The organism is Pseudomonas benzopyrenica (assembly GCF_036884265.1).
Lineage (GTDB): Bacteria > Pseudomonadota > Gammaproteobacteria > Pseudomonadales > Pseudomonadaceae > Chryseomonas > Chryseomonas benzopyrenica.
In genome coordinates, this window is record NZ_CP145723.1 from 1 (window position 1) to 21,781 (window position 21,781).

The following is a 21,781-nucleotide window of genomic DNA, read 5'->3' on the forward strand; positions in this document are numbered from 1 at the left end:
GTGTCGGTCGAACTCTGGCAACGTTGCGTGGATGTGCTGCGCGACGAGCTGCCTTCGCAACAATTCAATACCTGGATCCGGCCACTGCAGGTGGAAGCGGAAGGGGATGAGCTGCGGGTGTTCGCGCCCAACCGCTTCGTGCTCGACTGGGTCAACGAGAAGTACCTGAGCCGTATCCTCGAATTGCTCGAGGAACATGCCGACGATGGCATCGCGCCGGTGCTTTCGCTGCTGATCGGCAGCAAGCGCAGCAACAAGCCGCGCCCGGCCCAGACGCCCAGCAGCCAGAGCAGTCCGCTGCCACCCCCGGTACAGGCGCCGCAACCGATCCAGTCGGATATCGTCACCGCGGGCGTCGCCTTGGAAGACGTGACCGCGGAACTGGCCGAGGCCGACGAGCCGGCGGTCAAGACCGAGCGTACCGTGCAGGTGGAGGGTGCGCTCAAGCACACCAGCTATCTGAACCGGACCTTCACCTTCGAGAACTTCGTCGAGGGCAAGTCCAACCAGCTGGCCCGCGCCGCGGCCTGGCAGGTGGCGGACAATCCCAAGCACGGCTACAACCCGCTCTTCCTTTATGGGGGCGTGGGTCTGGGTAAGACCCACCTGATGCACGCGGTGGGCAACCACCTGCTCAAGCGCAATCCGAACGCCAAGATCGTCTATCTGCATTCGGAGCGCTTCGTCGCCGACATGGTCAAGGCGCTGCAGCTCAACGCCATCAACGAATTCAAGCGTTTCTACCGTTCGGTGGATGCGCTGCTGATCGACGACATCCAGTTCTTCGCCCGCAAGGAGCGTTCGCAGGAAGAGTTTTTCCACACCTTCAACGCCCTGCTCGAAGGTGGACAACAGGTGATCCTCACCAGCGACCGCTATCCCAAGGAGATCGACGGCCTAGAAGAGCGGCTCAAATCGCGCTTCGGCTGGGGTCTCACCGTGGCCGTGGAGCCGCCGGAGCTGGAGACGCGGGTGGCGATCCTGATGAAGAAGGCCGACCAAGCCAAGGTCGACCTGCCCCACGACGCCGCCTTCTTCATCGCCCAGCGCATCCGCTCCAACGTGCGGGAACTGGAAGGCGCGCTCAAGCGGGTGATCGCCCATGCCCACTTCATGGGCCGGGACATCACCATCGAGCTGATCCGCGAATCGCTCAAGGATCTGCTGGCGCTGCAGGACAAGCTGGTCAGCATCGACAACATCCAGCGCACCGCGGCCGAGTACTACAAGATCAAGATCGCCGATCTGCTGTCCAAACGCCGCTCGCGTTCGGTCGCCCGGCCGCGGCAGGTCGCCATGGCGCTGTCCAAGGAGCTGACCAACCACAGCCTGCCGGAAATCGGCGACGCCTTTGGCGGACGCGATCACACGACGGTGTTGCATGCCTGTCGCAAGATCGCCGAACTTCGGGAATCCGACGCGGATATTCGCGAGGATTACAAGAACCTGCTGCGTACCCTGACCACTTGACGGACGCGGCCCTGGCAAGGACCTGACCATGCATTTCACCATTCAACGCGAAGCCCTGTTGAAACCGCTGCAGCTGGTGGCCGGTGTCGTGGAACGTCGGCAAACGCTGCCGGTGCTGTCCAACGTACTCCTGGTCGTGGAAGGCCAGCGGCTATCGCTGACCGGTACCGACCTGGAAGTCGAGCTGGTTGGCCGGGTCGATCTGGAAGAAGCCGCCGAAGCCGGTGAGATCACCGTGCCGGCGCGCAAGCTCATGGACATCTGCAAGAGCCTGCAGCCCGATGCGCTGATCGACATCCGCACCGAGGAACAGAAGCTGCTGATCCGTGCCGGACGCAGCCGTTTCACCCTGTCCACCCTGCCGGCCAACGACTTTCCCACCGTGGAGGAAGGTCCGGGCTCGCTGAAGTTCAGCATTCCCCAGGGTCGCCTGCGCCGTCTGATCGAGCGCACCGGCTTCGCCATGGCCCAGCAGGACGTGCGCTACTACCTCAACGGCATGCTGCTGGAAGCCAGCACCGGACGCCTGCGCGCCGTGGCCACCGACGGTCACCGCCTGGCCATGTGCATGCTGGAGGCCGATGTCGACCAGGCCGAGAAGCACCAGGTCATCGTGCCGCGCAAGGGCATCCTGGAGCTGTCGCGCCTGCTCACCGAACCGGAAGAGCCGGTCAACGTGGTCCTGGGCCAGCACCATATCCGCGCCACCACCGGCGACTTCACCTTTACCTCCAAGCTGGTGGACGGCAAGTTCCCCGATTACGAGCGCGTCCTGCCACGGCATGGCGACAAGCTGGTACTGGGCGAGCGTCAGCACCTGCGCGAGGCCTTCAGCCGCACTGCCATTCTCTCCAACGAGAAATACCGAGGCATCCGCCTGCAGCTGGAAAACGGCTTCATGAAAATCCAGGCCAACAACCCGGAGCAGGAAGAAGCCGAGGAAGAGCTGCAGGTCGACTATGACGGCGGCAGCCTGGAGATCGGTTTCAACGTCAGCTACCTGCTTGACGTGCTGGGCGTGATGACCACCGACCAGGTGCGCATCACCCTGTCCGATTCCAGCAGCAGTGCGCTGTTGCAGGAGGCGGGCAACGACGATTCCTCCTATGTCGTGATGCCGATGCGCCTCTGATCGCCGCTCGATGACGCTGATCCGCTTCAACGCCGACCGCCTGCGCAATCTGCAGGCGGTCGCGCTTCAGCCCTCGCCACGGGTCAACCTGCTGCATGGTGCGAACGGCAGCGGCAAGACCAGCCTGCTGGAAGCCATCCACCTGCTGGGACTGGCCCGCTCCTTTCGCAGTACCAAGCTGGCGCCGGTCATCCAGCATGAGCAGGCCAGCTGCACGGTGTTCGGCCAGGTGCGACTACCCGGGGGCCAGGACTGCAACCTGGGCATCCAGCGCGAGCGCGGTGGCGACTACCAGATCCGCATCAATGGCGAGAATGCCCGTAGTGCGGCGCAGCTGGCCGAGGTGCTGCCGCTGCAGCTGATCAACCCCGATGGCTTCCGGCTGCTCGAAGGCAGCCCCAAGATCCGACGGCAGTTTCTCGACTGGGGCGTGTTCCACGAGGAACAGCGTTTCCTGCCCCTGTGGCAACGCCTGCAAAAGGCGCTCAGGCAGCGAAATCACTGGCTCAGACGTGGTAAAATCGACCCTGCGGCGCAGGCCGCCTGGGATCAGGAACTGGCCCTGGCCAGCGCCGAGATCGATGGCTTTCGCCAGGCCTATATCCAGCGTCTGAAGCCGGAGTTCACCGCGGTGCTGGCCGAGCTGATCCAGCTCGATGGCCTGACCCTGAGTTACTACCGCGGCTGGGACCGCGAGCGCGATTTGCGCGAGGTGTTGGCAGACAGCTTGCCACGGGATCTGCAGCTGGGGCATACCCAGGCCGGTCCCCAGCGCGCCGACCTGCGGATCCGCATCGGCAACCACAACGCGGCGGACATCCTGTCGCGCGGCCAGCAGAAGCTGGTGGTGTGCGCACTGCGCATCGCCCAGGGGCGGCTGGTCAACCAGGTCAAGCGGGGCCAGTGCGTCTATCTCATCGACGACCTGCCTTCGGAACTGGACGAGGGACACCGGTTGGCCTTGTGCCGGCTGCTGGAGGCACTGGAGTGCCAAGTCTTCATCACCTGTGTCGAGCGCGAGACGCTACAGGCCGCCTGGCGGCCGGAGACAGAGGTCAGCGTGTTTCACGTGGAACACGGCCATATCAAGCAGACCCACACTAGCGGGAGCCAAGCATGAGCGAGACCAATACCTACGACTCTTCCAGCATCAAGGTGCTGAAGGGACTGGATGCCGTGCGCAAGCGCCCCGGCATGTACATCGGCGATACCGATGACGGCACCGGCCTGCACCACATGGTCTTCGAGGTGGTGGACAACTCCATCGATGAGGCCCTGGCCGGCTTCTGCAGCGAGATCAGCATCACCATCCACATGGACGAGTCCATCACCGTGCGCGACAACGGTCGCGGCATCCCGGTGGACATCCACAAGGAAGAAGGCGTCTCAGCGGCCGAGGTCATCATGACCGTGCTGCACGCCGGCGGTAAGTTCGACGACAACACCTACAAGGTGTCCGGCGGCCTGCACGGCGTGGGCGTCTCGGTGGTGAACGCCCTGTCCGAGGAGCTGCGGCTGACCATTCGCCGTGCCGGCCAGGTGTGGGAGCAGGTCTATGTCCACGGCGTACCCCAGGCGCCGCTGGCGGTGATCGGCGAGACCGACACCACCGGTACCCAGGTGCACTTCAAGCCTTCGGCCGAGACCTTCAACAACATCCAGTTCAGCTGGGACATCCTGGCCAAGCGGATTCGCGAACTGTCCTTCCTCAACTCCGGCGTCGGCATCGTCCTGCGCGACGAGCGCAGCGGCAAGGAAGAGCTGTTCAAGTACGAAGGCGGCCTGCGCGCCTTCGTCGACTACCTGAACACCAACAAGACCGCGGTGAACGAGGTGTTCCACTTCCAGGTGCAGCGCGACGACGATGGCGTCGGCGTGGAAGTGGCCCTGCAGTGGAACGACAGCTTCAACGAGAACATCCTCTGCTTCACCAACAACATTCCCCAGCGCGACGGCGGCACCCACCTGGCGGGCTTCCGTTCGGCGCTGACGCGCAACCTGAACAGCTACATCGAGGCCGAGGGCCTGGCCAAGAAGTTCAAGGTGGCCACCACCGGTGACGACGCCCGCGAAGGCCTGACTGCCATCATCTCGGTCAAGGTGCCGGATCCCAAGTTCTCTTCCCAGACCAAGGATAAGCTGGTTTCCTCCGAGGTGAAGACCGCGGTGGAACAGGAGATGGGCAAGCACTTCTCCGACTTCCTGCTGGAGAATCCCAACGAGGCCAAGGCGGTGGTCGGCAAGATGATCGACGCGGCCCGGGCCCGGGAAGCGGCGCGCAAGGCGCGGGAGATGACTCGCCGCAAGGGCGCGCTGGACATCGCCGGCCTGCCCGGCAAGCTGGCGGATTGCCAGGAAAAGGATCCGGCGCTGTCCGAACTCTACATCGTGGAGGGTGACTCCGCCGGTGGTTCGGCCAAGCAGGGCCGCAATCGGCGCACCCAGGCGATCCTGCCGCTCAAGGGCAAGATCCTCAACGTCGAGAAGGCGCGCTTCGACAAGATGCTCTCCTCCCAGGAGGTGGGCACCCTGATCACCGCGCTGGGCTGCGGCATCGGTCGCGAAGAATTCAACATCGACAAGCTGCGCTACCACAACATCATCATCATGACCGATGCCGATGTCGACGGCTCGCACATCCGTACCCTGCTGCTGACCTTCTTCTTCCGCCAGATGCCGCTGCTGATCGAGCGGGGCTACATCTACATCGCTCAGCCGCCGCTGTACAAGGTGAAGCGTGGCAAGCAGGAGCAGTACATCAAGGACGATGAGGCGATGGAGGAATACCTGACCCAGACCGCCCTGGAGGAAGCCAGCCTGCACGTCAACGAGAACGCCCCGGGTCTGTCCGGTGTGGAACTCGAAAAGCTGGTGAACAGCTATCGCCAGGTGATGAAGACCTTCAAGCGTCTGTCGCGGCTGTATCCGGCCGACGTCAGCGAACACCTGCTGTACCTGCCCCGCGTGGGCGTGGAGCAGCTGGGTGACGAGGCGGCCATGCGCGAGTGGCTAGCCACTCTCGAGGCGCGCCTGAAGGCCGCCGAGCGCAATGGCACCACCTACACCTTGAGCCTGCGCGAAGATCGCGAGCGCAGCCTGTGGCTGCCGGAGGTCGAGACCCGGGCCCATGGCCTGTCCAGCTACGTGACCTTCAACCGGGATTTCTTCGGCAGCAACGATTACCGCCTGGTGACCGAGCTGGCTGCCCAGCTGGACAACCTGCTGGAAGAAGGCGCCTATGCCAAGCGCGGCGAACGCCGTCGCCCGGTCAGCACCTTCAAGGAAGCCTGGGAGTGGCTGATGGTCGAGACCAGCAAGAGATTCAACATCCAGCGCTACAAGGGCCTGGGCGAGATGAATCCGGATCAGCTGTGGGAAACCACCATGGACCCGAACGTGCGTCGCATGTTGCAGGTGACCATCGAGGACGCCGTGGCGGCCGACCAGATCTTCAACACCCTGATGGGCGATCACGTGGAGCCGCGTCGCGATTTCATCGAGAGCAATGCCCTGGCGGTGTCGAACCTCGACGTCTGATTCCAGCGGTTATGCACAAGCCCCGCCATGCGGGGCTTTTTTGTGGAAAACATTCTGGCTAGACGAAGATGCCGTTTCGTTCCCTGGGAAGGATTGCCACTCATCTTATAGCCAGAGGTTTTGTGGATAGTTTTCCTCAGCTGCTTTTCGCAAAGCCTGGAAAGCAGCACAAAGAGGCCGTGCCATGCGGCATAGAGACACAGGCTATAACGGGCGATCCTGTGGATAAGCCTGGGAATAAGCTTATTGGTACTTGTGGATGACAGGGGATTCGCGGTAGCGGCCCACGATCAGGGCGCAGGAAAACCTCAGGATGTCCTGTGGATAAGTCTGTGGGAAACGCGAGGAAAACTGTCGGAAACAGCCAGGCCTTGCGGCCTGGCGATCAGGCGACGCAGCGCTCGACCGGGCTGGCGTCGGGCTTGGGGGCGAGGGCCTGTTCGATGAAGGCGAAGCAGCGGGCATTGAGATCGACAATGGCGCGGGGATCCTGGCCCTGGGGATAGAGCAAGGGGCCGATGCTGACCTTGATGGTTCCCGGCGACTTGATCCAGGAACGATTGGGCCAGTAGGCGCCGGCATCGTGGGCGATGGGCAGGATGGGCACGTTCAGGCTGCAGGCCAGGGCGGCGCCACCGCGGGAGAACTTGCCCATCTGACCGTAATCGATGCGCGTGCCCTGGGGAAAGATCAGTACCCAGCAGCCCTGGGCCAGGTAGCGGCCGCCCTGCTCGGTCAGCTGCTGGAGAGCCAGCTTGCCGTTGTCGCGGTCGATGGCGATGGGCTTGAGCAGCGAGAAGGCCCAGCCAAAGAAGGGAATCCGCAGCAACTCGCGCTTGATCACCTGGGAGGTGGGTTCGAACTGGGCGGACAGGAAGAAGGTTTCCCAGGTGCTCTGGTGGTTGGCCACGATCACGCAGGGCTGCGCCGGGACGTTTTCCAGGCCGTCGATCTCGTAGCGAATGCCGCAGATGACCTTGGCCAGCCAGACGGCAAAGCCGGTCCAGGCCTTGACCACCAGCCGATAGCGGGCGCGATAGGCCAGGAAGGGCGCGATCAGCAGGCTGACGCAGGACCAGAGGATGCCGCTGGTCCCCAGCAGCACGTAGAACAACAGGGTACGCAAGAGCCGCATCAGCGCGTTTCCTCGAGCAGGTGATCAGCCACCGCGGCCAGGTCGGCGAAGACCTGGGTGCCGGCTGGTAAAGGCTTGGCCAGGGTGCGCTCGCCCTTGCCGGTGCGCACCAGATAGGGGGTGCAGCCCAGGGCCACGCCGGCTTCCAGGTCGCGCAGGCTGTCGCCGACCACGGGGACTCCCGCGAGATCAGGGCGCCCATACTGGGTGGCGATGGCGCGGAACAGGCCGGGCAGCGGCTTGCGGCAGTTACAGCCCGCTTCCGGGCCATGGGGGCAGTAGAGGATCAGATCGACCCGACCGCCCTCCTCGGCCAGCAAGCGTTGCAGCTTCTCGTGCATGGCCGCCAGGTCATCTTCCGTGAAATAGCCCCGGGCCAGACCTGACTGGTTGGTGGCCACGGCCACCTGCCAGCCGGCCCGGTTCAGCCGAGCGATGGCAGCAAGGCTGCCGGGCAGCGGTTGCCACTGCTCGGCGCTGCGCACGTAGTCATCGGAATCGACATTGATGACGCCGTCGCGGTCCAGCACGATCAGCTTCATGCCTAGCCCAGCACCGAGATGTCGGCGATGCCGAGGAACAGGCCGCGCAGGTGGGCGAGCAGCGCGTAGCGATTGGCGCGGACGCGCTCGTCCTCGGCGTTGACCAGCACCTCGTCGAAGAAGGCATCTACCGGAGCGCGTAGACTGGCCAGGCGTTCCAGGGCTTCGCGGTAACGGCGGGCTTCGGCCAGGGGCGCGGCATCCCGCTCGGCGTCGGCGATGGCGGCGGCCAGGGTGCGCTCGGCGTCGGTCTCGAACAGGGCGGCATCGGCCTGGGCCGCGACCTGACCTTCGAACTTGCCGAGCAGGTTGGAGACGCGCTTGTTGGCGGCGGCCAAGGCTTCGGCTTCGGGCAGGCGACGGAAGGCTTGCACGGCCTGGACGCGCTGGTCGAAGTCCAGCGCCGAGGCCGGGCGCAGGGCGCGCACGGCCAGGTAGGCGGCGGTGTCGATGCCTTCGTCCTCGTAGCGGGCGCGCAGCCGGTCGAAGACGAAGTCCAGCACCTGCTCCTGCAGGCCCGCGGCCTTGACCCGCTCGCCGTAGCCGCCGGTGGCGAAGGCGACGGCGGCCGGCAGATCCAGCTCCAGGCCTTTCTCGATGAGGATGCGCAGCACGCCCAGGGCCTGACGGCGCAGGGCGAAAGGATCCTTGCTGCCGGTGGGCAGCATGCCGATGCCGAAGATGCCGACCAGGGTGTCGAGCTTGTCGGCCAGGGCCACGGCCGCACCGGTCAGGGTCTGCGGCAGTTCGGCGCCAGCGCCACGCGGCATGTACTGCTCGTTGAGCGCCAGGGCCACGTCTTCCGCCTCGCCGCCTTTCTTGGCGTAGTAGTAGCCGGCGATACCCTGCATCTCGGGGAATTCGCCGACCATCTCGGTGGCCAGGTCGCACTTTGCGAGCACGCCGGCGCGGTGGGCGCGCTCGGCATCACCGCCGATGCGTTCGGCGATGAACGCGGCCAGGGCAGCGACTCGCTGGGCCTTGTCGTAGACCGTACCGAGCTGGGCCTGGAAGACCACGTTCTTGAGGCGCTCGTTGAAGCTTTCCAGCGGCTGCTTCTGGTCCTGCTTGAAGAAGAACTCAGCGTCGGTGAGACGGGGGCGGACCACCTTCTCGTTGCCGCTGACGATCTGCGCCGGATCCTTGCTCTCCAGGTTGGCCACGGTGATGAAGCGCGGCAGCAGCTTGCCCTGGGCGTCCAGCAAGCAGAAGTACTTCTGGTTGTCCTGCATGGTGGTGATCAGGGCTTCCTGGGGCACCTCGAGGAAGCGTTCCTCGAAGGCGCACACCAGCGGCACCGGCCATTCCACCAGGGCGGTCACCTCGTCCAGCAGCGCGGGCGGCACCACGGCGCTGCCCTGCTCCGCCGCGGCCAGTTCGGCCACGCGGGATTCGATGAGCTGGCGGCGTTCGGCGAAGTCGGCCAGCACATGGGCGGCACGCAGGTCGGCGGCGTAGTGGGCCGGGGCGCTGATGCGCACGGCATCGGGATGATGGAAGCGATGGCCGCGGGACTCACGGCCGGCACGGCGGGTGAGGATCTCGCAGTCGATGACCTCGTCACCGAGCAGCATCACCAGCCACTGGGTCGGCCGGACGAATTCCTCGCGGCGGGCGGCCCAGCGCATGCGCTTGGGAATCGGCAGCTCGGCGAGGGAGGCTTCGACGATGCCGGGCAGCAGCGCGGCGGCGGGCTGACCGGGGATGCTCTGGGAGAATCTCAGCTTGGGGCCGCTGCGATCGATGGCGCTGATGTCGACGCCGCACTTGCGGGCGAAGCCCAGGGCGGCCTGGGTCGGCTGGCCATCGGCGCCAAAGGCGGCCTGGAGCGGCGGGCCGTCCAGGTTGACGCTACGCTCGGGCTGCTGGGTCTGCAGGGCTTCGACCAGCACGGCCAGGCGGCGCGGCGCGGCATAGGCGCGGGCGCTGGTGTAGCCAAGGCCGGCCTGCTTGAGGCCCTTCTCGATGCCGGCGAGAAAGCTGTCGCCGAGGGTCTTGAGCGCCTTGGGCGGCAGTTCTTCGGTACCCAGTTCGACCAGGAAATCCAGAGTGGTGCTCATCATTCGCCCTCCTTGAGCAGCGCCTGGACATCGTCGCGACCCAGGACCTCGTCACGCAGCGCCGGGGTGGCCAGGGGGAAGCCCAGGTGGGCACGGGCCTTGAAGTAGCCCTGGGCGACGCTGCGCGCCAGGGTGCGCACGCGCAGGATGTAACGCTGGCGCTCGGTCACCGAGATGGCGCGGCGGGCGTCCAGCAGGTTGAAGGTGTGGGAAGCCTTGAGCACCATCTCGTAGGTGGGCAGCGGCAGGTCCAGGGCGATCAGGCGATTGGCCTCGGACTCGTAGAAGTCGAACAGCTCGAACAGCTTGGGCACATTGGCGTGCTCGAAGTTGTAGGTGCTCTGCTCCACCTCGTTCTGGTGGAAGACGTCGCCGTAGGTCACGGTGCCGAAGGGGCCGTCGGCCCAGATCAGGTCATAGACCGAGTCCACGCCCTGCAGGTACATGGCCAGGCGTTCGAGGCCATAGGTGATCTCGCCGGTCACCGGGTAGCATTCGATACCGCCGGCCTGCTGGAAGTAGGTGAACTGGGTGACTTCCATGCCGTTGAGCCAGACTTCCCAGCCCAGACCCCAGGCGCCCAGGGTGGGCGATTCCCAGTTGTCCTCGACGAAGCGCACGTCGTGCACCAGCGGATCCAGACCGATGGCGGCCAGGGAGCCCAGGTAGAGCTCCTGGAAGTTGTCCGGATTGGGCTTGAGGACCACCTGGAACTGGTAGTAGTGCTGCAGGCGGTTGGGGTTCTCGCCATAGCGGCCGTCGGTGGGGCGGCGGCTGGGCTGCACATAGGCGGCGTTCCAGGTCTCGGGACCAATGGCGCGCAGGAAGGTGGCGGTGTGGAAGGTACCGGCGCCAACTTCCATGTCATAGGGCTGAAGTACCACGCAGCCCTGCTCGGCCCAGTATTGCTGCAAGGCCAGGATCAAGTCTTGGAAGGTGCGCACGGTGGGCTTGGACTGGCTCACGAAAGATACCCGTTCGGCTGCGACGAAAAGCCGGGGAGTATAGCTGAAAGCCGGGGGTGGCCACATGGGGGCTTTAGGGCTGCCCGACGGGAAAGTGCCTGCTCCCGTTATCGCAACCGTGGGCCAGCGCGTAGGTTGGGTTGAGCGTAGCGAAGCCCAACAGTGTCTCGGGGCGCCGGCGATGTTGGGCTTCGACGATAGCGCCGTCTCAACCCAACCTACGGTCTAGTGCTGCCATGGCTGCGATACGCTGGCAACCTGATAGCGTGGAAAAGCGCCTGGTGAGGCCGTTGGATTCGTCTCATCGACCTGGCAACTGCGCTAAGGTGACGTCTCCCCTCGCCGTCCGAGCCTTCGCCATGCCGCGTTGCTTCTGGTGCACCGCCGATCCGCTGTACATCGAGTATCACGACCACGAATGGGGCGTGCCCCAGCGCGATCCGGCGGTGCTCTTCGAATTTCTCTTGCTGGAAGGCTTTCAGGCCGGGCTGTCGTGGATCACCGTGCTGAAGAAGCGCGAGCGCTATCGCCAGGTGCTGCACGGCTTCGATCCCCGGCGCCTGGCGCAGCTGAGCGATGCCGAGATCGAGGCGCTGATGCAGGATCCGGGCATCATCCGCAACGGCGCCAAGCTGCGCGCCGCCCGTCAGAATGCCCAGGCCTGGCTCAGGCTCGAAGACCCGGCTGGCTGGCTATGGTCCTTCGTCGGCGGTGCGCCGAAGATCAACCATTTTCGCGACCGCCATGAGGTACCGGCGATCACCCCGGAAGCCGAGGCCATGAGCAAGGCGCTCAAGAAAGCCGGTTTCACCTTTGTCGGCCCGACCATCTGCTATGCCTTCATGCAGGCCATGGGGCTGGTGATGGACCACACCCTCGATTGCGACCGCCATGCCGAGCTGGCGTCTTTGTCGGCAGAACCGCAGGAAAAGTCGAATGTATAGGCGTCAGTTGGCGCGAACCTTACGCTTTCTTAACGTTTCCGGGGCTTGTAGACGCTAAACTGTCGGCGCATTCAGACAGGAGTCCCTCTTTTGGAAAGATTCAAAGGCGCGCTGATGATCGCCTTCCTGCGCCTTTTCGCCCTGCTGCCCTGGCCATTGGTCCAGCGCCTGGGTGGATTCATCGGCTGGTGCATGTGGAAGCTGCCGACCCGCGCCAGCAAGGTTACCCGCATCAACCTCGCCCACTGTTTCCCCGAACTCGATGCCGCCGGCCTGGAACGGCTGTCGCGCGAGTGCCTGCGCGGCATCGGCAAGACCCTGACCGAAAGCGCCTGCGCCTGGATCTGGTCGCCCCAGCGCTCCCTGCGCCTGGTGCGCGAGGTGGAAGGCATGGACGTCCTGCAGGAGGCTCTAGCCTCCGGCGATGGCGTGGTGGGCATCACCAGCCATCTGGGCAACTGGGAGTTGCTCAACCACTTCTATTGCTCCCATGCCAAGCCGATCATCTTCTATCGGCCGCCCAAGCTGAAGGCGGTGGACGACCTGCTCAAGCGCCAGCGGGTCCAGCTGGGCAACCGCGTGGCGCCCTCCACCCCGGAAGGCATCATCAGCGTGATCAAGGAAGTCCGCCGCGGCGGCGCCGTGGGGATTCCGGCCGATCCCGAGCCAAGTCGCAGCGCCGGCCTCTTCGTGCCCTTCCTCGGCACCACTGCCTTGACCAGCAAGTTCGTGCCCTCGCTGCTGGCGCGCGGCAAGGCCCGCGGGGTGTTCTTCCATGCCGTGCGCCTGGCAGACGGCAGTGGTTACAAGGTGATCCTGGAAGCCGCGCCCGCAGCCATGTACGACCCGGATCCGGAGGTCTCGGTGGCCGCCATGAGCGAGGTGCTGGCCGGCTACGTACGGCGCTATCCGACCCAGTACATGTGGAGCATGAAGAGGTTCAAGAATCGCCCGGATGGCGAGGAGAAGTGGTACTGAGGTCTTTCGCCCGGGGCCTGCCCGGGCGCTGAGGGGCAGGAGGTAGTCCCATGACCTATCGCTCGGTGCTTCGCCAGGACCGTTCGGTCGGCGCGCGGCTGACAGCCGCTGGGCTTTGCCGGAAGCTGCCCGGACCTCTAGGGAACGCTCAAGCCAGGGAGTCAGGCGATGAATTCGCGCGATCAGCGCCAACATACCCGTACCCCACTCAAGTGCCGGCTGTGGATCGCCTATCCGGATGGCGAGATCGTCGGTGAGACCCGCGACCTGTCCGATGGCGGCGTCTATGTGGTGCATCCCGAGCTGGCCCGGCTACCGCAGGGCACCCGCGTGGTCGGCCAGGTACTCGATCTGCCGATCGAAGCGCCCAAGGTGACCATGGAAGTCATGCGCACCGACGCCGACGGCGCGGGCCTCAGGTTCCTGCGCGATCAGGACTGAGCGCGGCGCGCCAGGCGCTTGAGAAACACCGTCATCTCCTTTTCCGCCTGCTTGTCGCCCTTGGCCTGCGCCGCCTGCAGGCCCTGGGTCCAGGCCGCCTCGGCGCTGGCCAGATCGCCACTCCCCTCATGGGCCTTGCCCAACAGTTTCCAGGCCGCCGAATAGGCCGGATCGAATTCGACGCAGCGCGCCAGGTGCTCGATCGCCCGCGCGGGCTCCCCGGCATCCAGAGAGCCCTTGCCCAGTCCGAACCTGAGCAGGGCGTTGTCCTGGCCGCGAGCGAGCATTTTCTCCAGGGATTCGAGCATGGCGGACTCCGGTAGCAGCGGAAGGGACGGGCCGATTCACGACCTTGAGCCGAACATTCTGCCCCGACTACCGGCAGCCTGGCGATCCGGCGCTGAAAGTGCCATATGTCAGGTGGACGGGCAGGTTGGTCTGGAACAGGCCTTTTGCCATCATTTTGTGACGTGTTTCACTTTAAGCTGACTGATCTATCGGCGCCTAGGACGGCCGCAGGATCTGATGAAGCTGTTTTCTTCCCTCAGTCGCAAGCTTGTGCGGGACGGTGCCCACATCGTCGACCCGCGTCAGGCAAAGAGCCCCTGGCTGCTGATCCTGACGCTGACATCGCTGCTGACATTCGCTCTGGGCTGCTGGCTGGGTGGTCGGGTTTCGCCTGCTGCAGCTCCAGCCACCCCTGTCGCTGCCACTCCGGGCAGCGCCAGCACACCGGTGGCCCTGGAGCGAATGGGCGTGCTGGTCGGCCGGCTGCAATCGCTGGAGGCCGATACCCAGGCGCTGCAGCGGATGCTGGAGCAGAACAGGCAATTGCGCGACCAGGTGAGCGCGGTCGACCCCAGTCTGCTGGTCGAGCCTTCCACGCGAGGTGCCCAGGGCGGTGCCTGGCTGCCGGCGCGATCCTGTAACGCCGGCGCCGCCAGCCAGGGCTTGCCTCTGCGCATGCTGGGTGCCAGCGAACAGGTAGCGCTCTGCCTGCGTCAACAACTGGATCTGCTGCTGAACCGGGTGGCCAGTCGCAATGCCGCCCTGATGGCGATTCCCTCGCTACGCCCAGTGGAACAGGCCCGTCTGGGATCGCTGTTCGGCAATCGGGTCGATCCCTTTACCGGTCACCTGGCGTTTCATTCCGGTGTCGACTTCGCCGCGCCCACTGGCACCCAGGTACACGCCGCTGCCGGGGGGCGTGTCCAGGTCACGGGCGCCCTGGGTGGCTATGGCAATCGGGTGGAGGTCGCTCACGGCAATGGCCTGGTCACCCGCTATGCCCATCTGAGCCGCATCTTCGTCAAGGAAGGCCAGGTGGTCACCCCCGGGCAACTCCTGGGTGCGGTGGGCTCCACTGGACGCTCGACCGGGCCTCATCTGCATTTCGAGGTCTTGCGTGACGGCCAATTCCTCGACCCCCAGCGCTTTCTTGCCCTGGGCCGACTGGAGCCCGAGCGCGATGGCCAGGCGCGCGACTAGTCGAGCGTCGAGTCGCGAGCTGCTGCGCGGCGAATTTCGCCTGCAGCCGGTCCCGCGACGGCGACTGGCCGGCTGGGTTGGTTTGTGCCTGCTGCTGTTGATACCGCTCGCGTTGCTGGTGGTCGGGCAGCGGATCCACCAGGGATACCAGGCGGAACTGAATCACCTGCAAGCCGAGAATCAGCACCTGCGCGATCGTCTGGCGCAGCAGACGCTGGATCTGCAACTGGGTGCGGCCACCGAACGCCAGTTGCTCGAACGCAACGCCGCCCTGTTGGCGCAGGTCGAGCGCCTGAGCGCGGAGCTGGCCTTCTTCCGTCGCCAGAATCAGAAACCCTAGTTGGAGAGCAGCACGGATGTTCAACAGAAAGAAGGCGGTTCCTCACCCCGCGGTGAATGGCTTTTCCAGTCTCATCGCCGACAACCTGTCGATCCGCGGTGATCTGGAGTTCAGCGATGGCCTCAAAGTCGACGGCCGGGTATGCGGCAGCATCAGTTTCAAGTCCGGCACCACCAGCCTGCTGGCGATCAGTGCCAATGGCGTGGTGGAGGGCGACGTGAGCAGCTACGACGCCCTGATCGATGGCACCATCGTCGGCGATCTGCGGGTCGAGCATCTGCTGGAGCTGCATTCCAATGCGCGGGTGCAGGGCAACATCACCTATCGCCAGCTGAGCATGGAGAACGGCGCCGTGGTGGAAGGCACCCTGAGTCGCCTCGAAGAAGGCTCCCCGGTGCTGGAGCTGCCCCAGGCGGAGGTACGCGCGCAGTTGCCGCACCCAGCCGCCACCGCGGAGAAGCGTCCGCAGCAGGATACGAACCAGCCGCTACCGCCAGAGGCTAGCGAGCAATCTTGATCAGCTTGCAGTAATAGAAGCCGTCGTGGCCTTCGGGCTGCGGCAGGAGCTGGCGACCATGGGGCTGGGCGAGGCCCCAGGGCGCGGGGATATCCAGTTCGCGGGCGCCCGGGGTGCGGGCGAGAAAGGCGGCGAGGTTGTCGCTGTTCTCTTCCGGCAACACCGAGCAGGTGGCGTAGACCAGGATGCCGCCGACGTCCAGCGTCGGCCAGAGGGCGTCCAGCAATTCGCCCTGCAACTGCACCAGGGGCGCGATATCGCTGGCCTGACGGGTCAGCTTGATGTCCGGATGGCGGCGGATCACCCCGGTGGCGCTGCAGGGAGCGTCCAGCAGGATGCGCTGGAAGGGCGTGCCGTCCCACCAGTCGGTTACGGCGCGGCCGTCGGCGGCCAGGGTGCGGGCGGTGAGGCCCAGCCGTGCCAGATTCTGCTCGACGCGCTCCAGGCGACCGGCATCGGCGTCCAGCGCCACCACCTCAGCCAGCGCCGGTTCGCGTTCCAGCAGGTGGCAGGTCTTGCCACCGGGCGCGGCGCAAGCGTCCAGCACCCGTTGTCCGGGCGCCAGCTCCAGCAGCTCGGCGGCCAACTGCGCGGCTTCGTCCTGCACGCTGAGACGCCCCGTGGCAAAGCCCGGCAGGGCGGTGACGTCCTGGGGCTGCAGCAGGCGGATGCCGTCGGCGCCGAAGGCGCAGGGCACGGCCTCGATGCCGGCGGCGGCCAGCTCGGCCAGATAGCTGTCGCGACTGCCCTGACGGCGATTGACCCTGAGGATCAGTGGCGGATGCAGGTTGTTGGCCGTGGCGACGGCTTCCCACTGCACCGGCCAGCGTGCCTTGAGCGTCTTCTGCAGCCAGCGTGGATGGGCCAGGCGCGCGGCCGGATCATGTTCCAGGCCTGGCAGCAGGCTGTCGTATTCACGCTGGGCGCGGCGCAGCACGGCGTTGAGCAGACCCTTGGCCGAGGATTTCTTCAGTTTGTCGACGCAGCCTACCGTCTCGCCGATGGCGGCATGGGCCGGGATGCGGGTATGGAACAGCTGGTAGAGCCCGATCAGCAGCAGGGCTTCGAGATCGCGGTCGCCAGCCTTGAAGGGTTTTTCCATGAGCTTTTCCGCCAGCAGCGACAGGCGCGGCTGCCAGCGGGCGGTGCCGAAGGCCAGATCCTGGGCCAGGGCGCGGTCACGCGGATCAACCTTGGCCAGTTGCTCGGGCAGGCTGCTGCCCAGGGAGGCACGTCCGGCAAGGACCGCCGCCAGGGCGCGGGTAGCCGCCAGTCGCGGATTCATAGACCCAGCACCTGACCGGGGGCGAAGCGCTCGCGACGGGCGTTATAGAGATCGGCGAAGCCCAGTGGCTTGCCACCGGGCAGTTGCAGCCGGGTCAGACGCAGGGCGCCCTCGCCACAGGCCACCAGCAGGCCTGCGCGATCGGCGTCGAGCACCATGCCGGGAACGCCCTGCCCTTCCGCCAGTTCGGCGGCCCAAACCTTGAGCGGTTCACCGGCCAGGGCGGTGTGGCACAGCGGCCAGGGATCGAAGGCGCGGATACGGCGCTCCAGTTCCACCGCCGGCCGACCCCAGTCCAACCGGGCCTCGTCCTTGTTGAGCTTGTGGGCGTAGGTGGCCAGGTTGTCGTCCTGTACCTCGCCCTGCAGACTGCCGTCGGCCAGACCCGGCAGGGCCTGGACCACGGCGGCGGCGCCCAAGGCGGCCAGGCGATCGTGCAGGCTGCCACCGGTGTCCGTGGCGGTCAGCGGCGTGGTCACCTTGCTCAGCATGGGGCCGGTATCCAGACCGGCTTCCATGCGCATCACGGTGACCCCGGACTCGGCATCGCCGGCTTCCAAGGCGCGCTGGATGGGCGCGGCGCCGCGCCAGCGCGGCAGCAGCGAGGCATGGCTGTTGATGCAACCCAGGCGCGGGATGTCCAGCACCGCCTGGGGCAGGATCAGGCCGTAGGCCACCACCACCAGCAGATCGGGTTCCAGCGCCGCCAGGGTGGCCTGGGCCGCGGGATCGCGCAGGATCGGCGGCTGCTGCACGGGAATGCCGTGGCTCAGTGCCAGCTGCTTGACCGGGCTCATGGCCAGTTTCTGCCCCCGCCCGGCGGGACGGTCCGGCTGGGTATAGACGGCGGCAATGGGATAACCGGCGTCGATCAGCGCCTGCAGGTGCACGGCGGCGAATTCCGGGGTTCCGGCGAAGACGAGGCGAAGGGATCTGGACATGGCGGACCTGGCGGAAAGGGCGAGCGGCGGACGCCGATGACGCCGTCCGCCAGTGCGATCAGGCCTTGTGGCGCTGCTGCTTTTCGAGCTTCTTCTTGATGCGATCGCGCTTGAGCGGCGACAGGTAGTCGACGAACAGCTTGCCGTCGAGGTGATCGATCTCGTGCTGGATGCATACCGCCAAGAGGCCGTCGCATTCCAGCTCGAAGGGCTTGCCGTCGCGATCCAGGGCCTTGACCCGGACGCGCTCGGGGCGGCAGACCTTTTCGTAGAAACCGGGGATCGACAGGCAGCCTTCTTGGTACTCGCCCAGTTCCTGGGTGAGCGGCTCGGCCTCGGGGTTGATGAAGACCAGCGGTTCGCTCTTGTCTTCGCTGACGTCGATCACCACCAGGCGGCGATGAACATTGACCTGGGTGGCGGCCAGACCGATGCCGGGCGCTTCGTACATGGTCTCGAACATGTCGTCGATGGTCTGGCGCAGGGCATCGTCGACCACGTCGATGGGCTTGGCGACGGTGCGCAGGCGGGGATCGGGGAATTCGAGGATGTCTAGGGTCGCCATGGCGTTGAGGGCACTTGTGGAATACAGTCAAGGGGCGCTGCTAAGATGCCGCAGCGTTGTTTCCACCCGCCTCGGGCTGGTCCCGAGCGGTGGATGACGTCGGTCGACGGGGATGAGCGCCTGCGCTGCCCGGTGCCGACGAAGGTGGCGATCAGGGCACGACTGGGGCGATTCCCCGACGTTTGCGTGAAGACGGTTCTTCAAAGCTAAGTGTAAAGGGATTCGACGCATGAGGAAATCTTTGTTCGCCCTGCTGCTGGTCGCCGGGGGCGCCCTGCAGTCGGCGTACGCAGCGGTCACCCTGCGTCAGGATCACCCGGAGAGCTATACCGTGGTCCGCGGCGATACCCTCTGGGACATCTCCGCCAGATTCCTCAGCAAGCCCTGGGAATGGCCGGAGATCTGGCAGGCCAATCCGCAGGTCAAGAATCCCCATCTCATCTATCCCGGCGATACCCTGGTGCTGAGCTACGTCGACGGCCAGCCGCGGCTGCAGCTCAACCGCGGCGCCTCGCGTGGCACGGTCAAGCTGTCACCTACGGTGCGCAGCACGCCCATCGCCGAAGCCATCCCGGCCATTCCGCTGGAAGCGGTCAACAGCTTCCTCTTGCAGAATCGCGCCATCGATTCGGCCGAACAGTTCCAGGCGGCGCCCTATGTGGTGGCCGGCAATGCCGAGCGCGTGGTGAGCGGCGCCGGCGATCGCATCTATGTGCGCGGCAAGCTGCAGCCGGGTGTCTCGGCCTATGGCATCTACCGCCAGGGCAAGACCTATGTCGATCCCAAGACCGGCGCCTTTCTCGGCATCAATGGCGACTTCATCGGCAGCGCCGACCTGGTCACCCAGGAGGGCGACATCGCCACCCTGCGCCTGACCCGCACCACCCAGGAGGTGCGCCTGGGCGACCGGCTGTTCCCCACTGAGGAGCGGCTGGTGAATTCCACCTTCATGCCCAGTGCGCCGGCCCGTGACATCAACGGCCTGATCCTCGACGTGCCGCGCGGCGTCACCCAGATCGGCCAGTTCGATGTGGTGACCCTCAACAAGGGCGCCCGGGACGGTCTGGCCGAGGGCAATGTGCTGGCGGTCAACAAGACCGGCGAGACGGTGCGTGATCGCATCACCGGCGAGCTGGTGAAGATCCCCGACGAGCGCGCCGGGCTGCTGATGGTCTTTCGCACCTACGACAAGATCAGCTACGGCCTGGTCCTGACCGCCACCCGCCAGCTGGCGATCATGGACAAGGTGCGCAACCCCTAACCTCTTCCGGGTCGCCAGGACGGCGACCGGCCACCCTCAAGGATGACAGCATGGCCAGCCTCTCCCCTGCCGAGCTGGACGCTCGGCTTCACCTGCATGCCCTGCCGGAGCTCGGTGCCGTGCGCCAGCGCCTGCTGCTGGATGCCTTTGGCAGCGCCAGCGCCGCCCTCAGTGCCCCCGCCTCGGCCTGGCGCGCCCTGCGCCTGCCGGCGGTGGCCGCGGACGCCCGCCGCAGCCCCGCGACCCGCGAACGGGTCGACCAGGCCCTGGCCTGGCTGGAGGACCCCGAGCGCCATCTGCTCTGCCTGGGCGACGAGCGCTATCCGGCGCTGCTCGCCGAGATCGCCGATCCACCGCCGCTGCTGTTCGTCGAAGGACGGGTCGAGTTGCTCGAACGACCGCAACTGGCCCTGGTCGGCAGCCGCCAGGCCAGTGCCCAGGGACTCGACAATGCCCGGCGCTTCGCCCACAGCCTGGCCGCGGCCGGCTTCTGCATCACCAGTGGCCTGGCGCTGGGCATCGATGGCGCGGCGCACCAGGGTGCGCTGGACGCCGGCGGCGGTACGGTGGCCGTGCTGGGCACCGGCCTCCGGCAGCTCTATCCCCGCCGTCATCTGGGCCTCGCCCGGCGCCTGCTGGCCGAGGGTGGTGCGCTGGTCTCGGAATTGCCGCTGGACTGCACGCCCCAGGCCGCCAACTTTCCGCGGCGCAACCGGATCATCAGCGGCCTCAGCCTGGGTACCCTGGTGGTGGAGGCCAGCCCCTCCAGCGGTTCGCTGATCACCGCGCGGCTGGCCGCCGAGCAGGGCCGCGAGGTGTTCGCCCTGCCCGGCTCCATCCATCATCCCGGGGCGCGAGGCTGTCATCAGCTGATCCGTGAAGGGGCGCAACTGGTGGAGGGCGTGGAGCATATCCTCGAAGCCCTGCAGGGCTGGCGCAGCCTGGCCCCGGTCGCCACGGCCGCGGTGGTCGAGGATCACCCCCTGCTGCGGCAGCTGGCCGCCGGACCGCTCAACAGCGAAGAGTTGGCGCGGCTCTGCCGCCTGTCGTTGCCGGAGGTGCTGGTCCAGCTGACCGAGTTGGAGCTGGAGGGCCGGGTGGTGGCGCAGCAGGGCAGCTGGACGCGTCTCGGCTAGCGGTGGATGGCTACCATCGGCGGCGCGCTCGGGTAGACTTCAGGGATTTGGCGGAGGCAAGGCGATGCACAACAGCTGGCGAGTGCGGCAGGCGGCGCGAATCGTGCGCGAGGGGGGCGTGCTGGCCTACCCCACCGAGGCCGTCTGGGGCCTGGGCTGCGATCCCTGGGATCAGGCCGCGGTCTATCGCCTGCTGACGCTCAAGCGGCGGCCCATGGAAAAGGGCTTGATCTTGGTGGCCGATACCATCCGCCAATTCGACTTCCTGCTCCACGATCTGCCGGAAGATTCCCTGGCCAAGCTGGCCAGCACCTGGCCCGGCCCCAACACCTGGCTGGTGCCGCACCACAATCGCCTGCCCGGCTGGGTGACCGGCGCCCACGCCACCGTGGCGCTACGGGTCTCCGAGCATCCGCTGGTGGGCGAACTCTGCGCCCTCACCGGTCCGCTGATCTCCACCTCGGCCAATCCCGCCGGCCGCCCGGCCGCGCGCACTCGGCTGCGGGTTCAGCAGTACTTCCCCGATAACCTGGATGGCATCCTCACGGGCGAACTGGGTGGGCGCAAGAATCCCAGCGTGATTCGCGATCTGGTGACCGGCAAGGTCTTCCGGCCCTAGGTCAGTCCAGCAACTGGCGCAGCAGCCGCGCCAGCGCATCGATCTGGAACGGCTTGGCCAGCGAGAGCTCACCGTTCGGGGTCGGCCGTTCGGCGTGACCGCTGACGAACAGCACTGGCAACTCCGGCCAGCGCTCGCGCAGGCGCCCGGCCAGGTCGGCGCCGTCGAGATCCGGCAGGCCGAGATCGGTGATCAGCAGGTCACAGGGCAGGTCGCCGTCGACCAGGGTGAGCGCCGCCGAGGCACTGGCCGCGGTGCGCACGCGATAGCCCAGCTCGGTGAGCATCTCGCGCAGCAACAGCCGCACCGAAACATCGTCTTCCACCAGCAGCAGGCGTTCGCCCCGGCTCTGGGCGATGGCCGCTTGAGGTGTATCGCTCGCTGCCGGTCGCTCGGGCTGGGCACAGGGCAGCCAGAGGCTGACC

The 21,781-nt window shown here is 66.1% G+C and carries 22 protein-coding genes; 13 read left to right on the forward strand and 9 right to left on the reverse strand.

From position 1 onward, the window contains the following. Genes dnaA through gyrB form a run of 4 tightly spaced genes read left to right on the forward strand, consistent with a single transcriptional unit; the run spans window position 1 to window position 6,139 of the window. Complete coding sequence (gene dnaA / locus V6W80_RS00005; protein ID WP_017641477.1) at window positions 1-1,470, forward strand: chromosomal replication initiator protein DnaA; 1,470 nt, start codon at window positions 1-3, stop codon at window positions 1,468-1,470. Window positions 1,471-1,498: 28 nt separating this feature from the next. Then, entirely contained in the window at window positions 1,499-2,602 is a 1,104-nt protein-coding gene (gene dnaN, locus V6W80_RS00010) for a DNA polymerase III subunit beta (RefSeq protein WP_007160136.1), read from the forward strand. A gap of 10 nt (window positions 2,603-2,612) precedes the next feature. Beyond that, a complete protein-coding gene (recF, locus tag V6W80_RS00015) occupies window positions 2,613-3,722 on the forward strand; it encodes a DNA replication/repair protein RecF (RefSeq protein ID WP_007160137.1) in 1,110 nt (369 codons plus the stop codon). Then, on the forward strand, window positions 3,719-6,139 hold the full coding sequence (gyrB, locus tag V6W80_RS00020; protein ID WP_338545544.1) for a DNA topoisomerase (ATP-hydrolyzing) subunit B: 2,421 nt from the start codon (window positions 3,719-3,721) through the stop codon (window positions 6,137-6,139). Before recF ends, gyrB begins: the two co-directional genes overlap by 4 nt. A 385-nt stretch (window positions 6,140-6,524) precedes the next feature. Here the strand turns inward: gyrB and V6W80_RS00025 are convergent, their stop codons facing one another. From V6W80_RS00025 to glyQ, 4 genes are read right to left on the reverse strand one after another with little or no spacing between them, the layout of a single operon-like run. Then, window positions 6,525-7,274, reverse strand: a complete 750-nt coding sequence (locus tag V6W80_RS00025) for a lysophospholipid acyltransferase family protein (RefSeq protein WP_068384406.1) — start codon at window positions 7,272-7,274, stop codon at window positions 6,525-6,527. Further along, on the reverse strand, window positions 7,274-7,816 hold the full coding sequence (gene gmhB, locus V6W80_RS00030) for a D-glycero-beta-D-manno-heptose 1,7-bisphosphate 7-phosphatase (RefSeq protein ID WP_184289315.1): 543 nt from the start codon (window positions 7,814-7,816) through the stop codon (window positions 7,274-7,276). The genes V6W80_RS00025 and gmhB overlap by 1 nt, the downstream gene beginning before the upstream one ends. Before the next feature lie 2 nt (window positions 7,817-7,818). Beyond that, the gene (gene glyS / locus V6W80_RS00035; protein ID WP_338547504.1) at window positions 7,819-9,876 is read right to left on the reverse strand and encodes a glycine--tRNA ligase subunit beta; all 2,058 of its coding nucleotides are present in this window, start codon (window positions 9,874-9,876) and stop codon (window positions 7,819-7,821) included. Continuing rightward, complete coding sequence (gene glyQ, locus V6W80_RS00040) at window positions 9,876-10,841, reverse strand: glycine--tRNA ligase subunit alpha (protein WP_338545545.1); 966 nt, start codon at window positions 10,839-10,841, stop codon at window positions 9,876-9,878. Before glyQ ends, glyS begins: the two co-directional genes overlap by 1 nt. A gap of 359 nt (window positions 10,842-11,200) precedes the next feature. On the opposite strand from glyQ, the gene V6W80_RS00045 reads away from it, so the two are divergent. The 3 genes from V6W80_RS00045 to V6W80_RS00055 all read left to right on the forward strand — a co-directional run bounded on the left by V6W80_RS00045 (window position 11,201) and on the right by V6W80_RS00055 (window position 13,204). Further along, window positions 11,201-11,785 carry a DNA-3-methyladenine glycosylase I gene (locus V6W80_RS00045; RefSeq protein WP_338545546.1) on the forward strand — a complete coding sequence of 195 codons (585 nt, stop codon included), beginning with the start codon at window positions 11,201-11,203 and terminating at the stop codon, window positions 11,783-11,785. A 90-nt stretch (window positions 11,786-11,875) separates the two neighbouring features. Further along, window positions 11,876-12,763: a lysophospholipid acyltransferase gene (locus V6W80_RS00050; protein WP_017641485.1), complete on the forward strand. Its 888-nt coding sequence runs from the start codon at window positions 11,876-11,878 to the stop codon at window positions 12,761-12,763. A gap of 168 nt (window positions 12,764-12,931) precedes the next feature. Next, window positions 12,932-13,204 carry a PilZ domain-containing protein gene (locus tag V6W80_RS00055; RefSeq protein WP_338545547.1) on the forward strand — a complete coding sequence of 91 codons (273 nt, stop codon included), beginning with the start codon at window positions 12,932-12,934 and terminating at the stop codon, window positions 13,202-13,204. Here the strand turns inward: V6W80_RS00055 and V6W80_RS00060 are convergent. Then, window positions 13,195-13,512 carry a tetratricopeptide repeat protein gene (locus tag V6W80_RS00060; RefSeq protein ID WP_338545548.1) on the reverse strand — a complete coding sequence of 106 codons (318 nt, stop codon included), beginning with the start codon at window positions 13,510-13,512 and terminating at the stop codon, window positions 13,195-13,197. The genes V6W80_RS00055 and V6W80_RS00060 overlap by 10 nt on opposite strands. A gap of 217 nt (window positions 13,513-13,729) precedes the next feature. Here V6W80_RS00060 and V6W80_RS00065 point away from each other — a divergent pair, with 217 nt between their 5' ends. Genes V6W80_RS00065 through V6W80_RS00075 form a run of 3 tightly spaced genes read left to right on the forward strand, consistent with a single transcriptional unit; the run spans window position 13,730 to window position 15,549 of the window. After that, window positions 13,730-14,692 carry a M23 family metallopeptidase gene (locus tag V6W80_RS00065; RefSeq protein ID WP_338545549.1) on the forward strand — a complete coding sequence of 321 codons (963 nt, stop codon included), beginning with the start codon at window positions 13,730-13,732 and terminating at the stop codon, window positions 14,690-14,692. Next, window positions 14,673-15,032, forward strand: coding sequence for a hypothetical protein (locus tag V6W80_RS00070; RefSeq protein WP_026083892.1), 360 nt, complete (start codon window positions 14,673-14,675; stop codon window positions 15,030-15,032). Before V6W80_RS00065 ends, V6W80_RS00070 begins: the two co-directional genes overlap by 20 nt. 16 nt (window positions 15,033-15,048) lie before the next feature. Further along, a complete protein-coding gene (locus V6W80_RS00075) occupies window positions 15,049-15,549 on the forward strand; it encodes a bactofilin family protein (protein WP_338545550.1) in 501 nt (166 codons plus the stop codon). On the opposite strand, the gene rsmB is transcribed toward V6W80_RS00075, so the two are convergent. The 3 genes from rsmB to def are packed head-to-tail and all read right to left on the reverse strand — an operon-like array spanning window position 15,533 to window position 18,340. Then, window positions 15,533-16,834, reverse strand: a complete 1,302-nt coding sequence (gene rsmB, locus V6W80_RS00080) for a 16S rRNA (cytosine(967)-C(5))-methyltransferase RsmB (RefSeq protein WP_338545551.1) — start codon at window positions 16,832-16,834, stop codon at window positions 15,533-15,535. The two genes, V6W80_RS00075 and rsmB, sit on opposite strands and share 17 nt — an antisense overlap. After that, window positions 16,831-17,775 (reverse strand): methionyl-tRNA formyltransferase, encoded by a 945-nt coding sequence (gene fmt / locus V6W80_RS00085; RefSeq protein WP_338545552.1) that lies wholly within the window; start codon window positions 17,773-17,775, stop codon window positions 16,831-16,833. Before fmt ends, rsmB begins: the two co-directional genes overlap by 4 nt. Window positions 17,776-17,833: 58 nt before the next feature. After that, window positions 17,834-18,340 (reverse strand): peptide deformylase, encoded by a 507-nt coding sequence (gene def / locus V6W80_RS00090; protein ID WP_338545553.1) that lies wholly within the window; start codon window positions 18,338-18,340, stop codon window positions 17,834-17,836. Between the two features lie 229 nt (window positions 18,341-18,569). On the opposite strand from def, the gene V6W80_RS00095 reads away from it, so the two are divergent. The 3 genes from V6W80_RS00095 (at window position 18,570) to V6W80_RS00105 (ending at window position 21,356) form a co-directional block, all read left to right on the forward strand. Next, the gene (locus V6W80_RS00095; protein WP_026083893.1) at window positions 18,570-19,601 is read left to right on the forward strand and encodes a LysM peptidoglycan-binding domain-containing protein; all 1,032 of its coding nucleotides are present in this window, start codon (window positions 18,570-18,572) and stop codon (window positions 19,599-19,601) included. A 50-nt stretch (window positions 19,602-19,651) separates the two neighbouring features. Beyond that, window positions 19,652-20,737, forward strand: a complete 1,086-nt coding sequence (dprA, locus tag V6W80_RS00100) for a DNA-processing protein DprA (RefSeq protein WP_338545554.1) — start codon at window positions 19,652-19,654, stop codon at window positions 20,735-20,737. A gap of 64 nt (window positions 20,738-20,801) precedes the next feature. Then, window positions 20,802-21,356, forward strand: coding sequence for an L-threonylcarbamoyladenylate synthase (locus V6W80_RS00105; protein WP_338545555.1), 555 nt, complete (start codon window positions 20,802-20,804; stop codon window positions 21,354-21,356). A gap of 1 nt (window position 21,357) precedes the next feature. Here the strand turns inward: V6W80_RS00105 and V6W80_RS23875 are convergent, their stop codons facing one another. Beyond that, entirely contained in the window at window positions 21,358-21,642 is a 285-nt protein-coding gene (locus tag V6W80_RS23875; RefSeq protein ID WP_430707829.1) for a response regulator, read from the reverse strand. Window positions 21,643-21,781: the final 139 nt, after the last annotated feature.

Excerpts from the sequence above, each read along its gene's own strand:
- gmhB (WP_184289315.1), bottom strand. The coding sequence starts at position 7,816 with ATGAAGCTGATCGTGCTGGACCGCGACGGCGTCATCAATGTCGATTCC.
- V6W80_RS00045 (WP_338545546.1), top strand. The coding sequence starts at position 11,201 with ATGCCGCGTTGCTTCTGGTGCACCGCCGATCCGCTGTACATCGAGTAT.
- V6W80_RS00075 (WP_338545550.1), top strand. The coding sequence starts at position 15,049 with ATGTTCAACAGAAAGAAGGCGGTTCCTCACCCCGCGGTGAATGGCTTT.
- fmt (WP_338545552.1), bottom strand. The coding sequence starts at position 17,775 with ATGTCCAGATCCCTTCGCCTCGTCTTCGCCGGAACCCCGGAATTCGCC.
- V6W80_RS00070 (WP_026083892.1), top strand. The coding sequence starts at position 14,673 with ATGGCCAGGCGCGCGACTAGTCGAGCGTCGAGTCGCGAGCTGCTGCGC.
- V6W80_RS23875 (WP_430707829.1), bottom strand. The coding sequence starts at position 21,642 with ATGCTCACCGAGCTGGGCTATCGCGTGCGCACCGCGGCCAGTGCCTCG.
- V6W80_RS00095 (WP_026083893.1), top strand. The coding sequence starts at position 18,570 with ATGAGGAAATCTTTGTTCGCCCTGCTGCTGGTCGCCGGGGGCGCCCTG.
- def (WP_338545553.1), bottom strand. The coding sequence starts at position 18,340 with ATGGCGACCCTAGACATCCTCGAATTCCCCGATCCCCGCCTGCGCACC.
- V6W80_RS00105 (WP_338545555.1), top strand. The coding sequence starts at position 20,802 with ATGCACAACAGCTGGCGAGTGCGGCAGGCGGCGCGAATCGTGCGCGAG.
- V6W80_RS00060 (WP_338545548.1), bottom strand. The coding sequence starts at position 13,512 with ATGCTCGAATCCCTGGAGAAAATGCTCGCTCGCGGCCAGGACAACGCC.
- recF (WP_007160137.1), top strand. The coding sequence starts at position 2,613 with ATGACGCTGATCCGCTTCAACGCCGACCGCCTGCGCAATCTGCAGGCG.
- V6W80_RS00055 (WP_338545547.1), top strand. The coding sequence starts at position 12,932 with ATGAATTCGCGCGATCAGCGCCAACATACCCGTACCCCACTCAAGTGC.
- rsmB (WP_338545551.1), bottom strand. The coding sequence starts at position 16,834 with ATGAATCCGCGACTGGCGGCTACCCGCGCCCTGGCGGCGGTCCTTGCC.
- glyS (WP_338547504.1), bottom strand. The coding sequence starts at position 9,876 with ATGAGCACCACTCTGGATTTCCTGGTCGAACTGGGTACCGAAGAACTG.
- dprA (WP_338545554.1), top strand. The coding sequence starts at position 19,652 with ATGGCCAGCCTCTCCCCTGCCGAGCTGGACGCTCGGCTTCACCTGCAT.
- gyrB (WP_338545544.1), top strand. The coding sequence starts at position 3,719 with ATGAGCGAGACCAATACCTACGACTCTTCCAGCATCAAGGTGCTGAAG.
- dnaN (WP_007160136.1), top strand. The coding sequence starts at position 1,499 with ATGCATTTCACCATTCAACGCGAAGCCCTGTTGAAACCGCTGCAGCTG.
- V6W80_RS00025 (WP_068384406.1), bottom strand. The coding sequence starts at position 7,274 with ATGCGGCTCTTGCGTACCCTGTTGTTCTACGTGCTGCTGGGGACCAGC.
- V6W80_RS00065 (WP_338545549.1), top strand. The coding sequence starts at position 13,730 with ATGAAGCTGTTTTCTTCCCTCAGTCGCAAGCTTGTGCGGGACGGTGCC.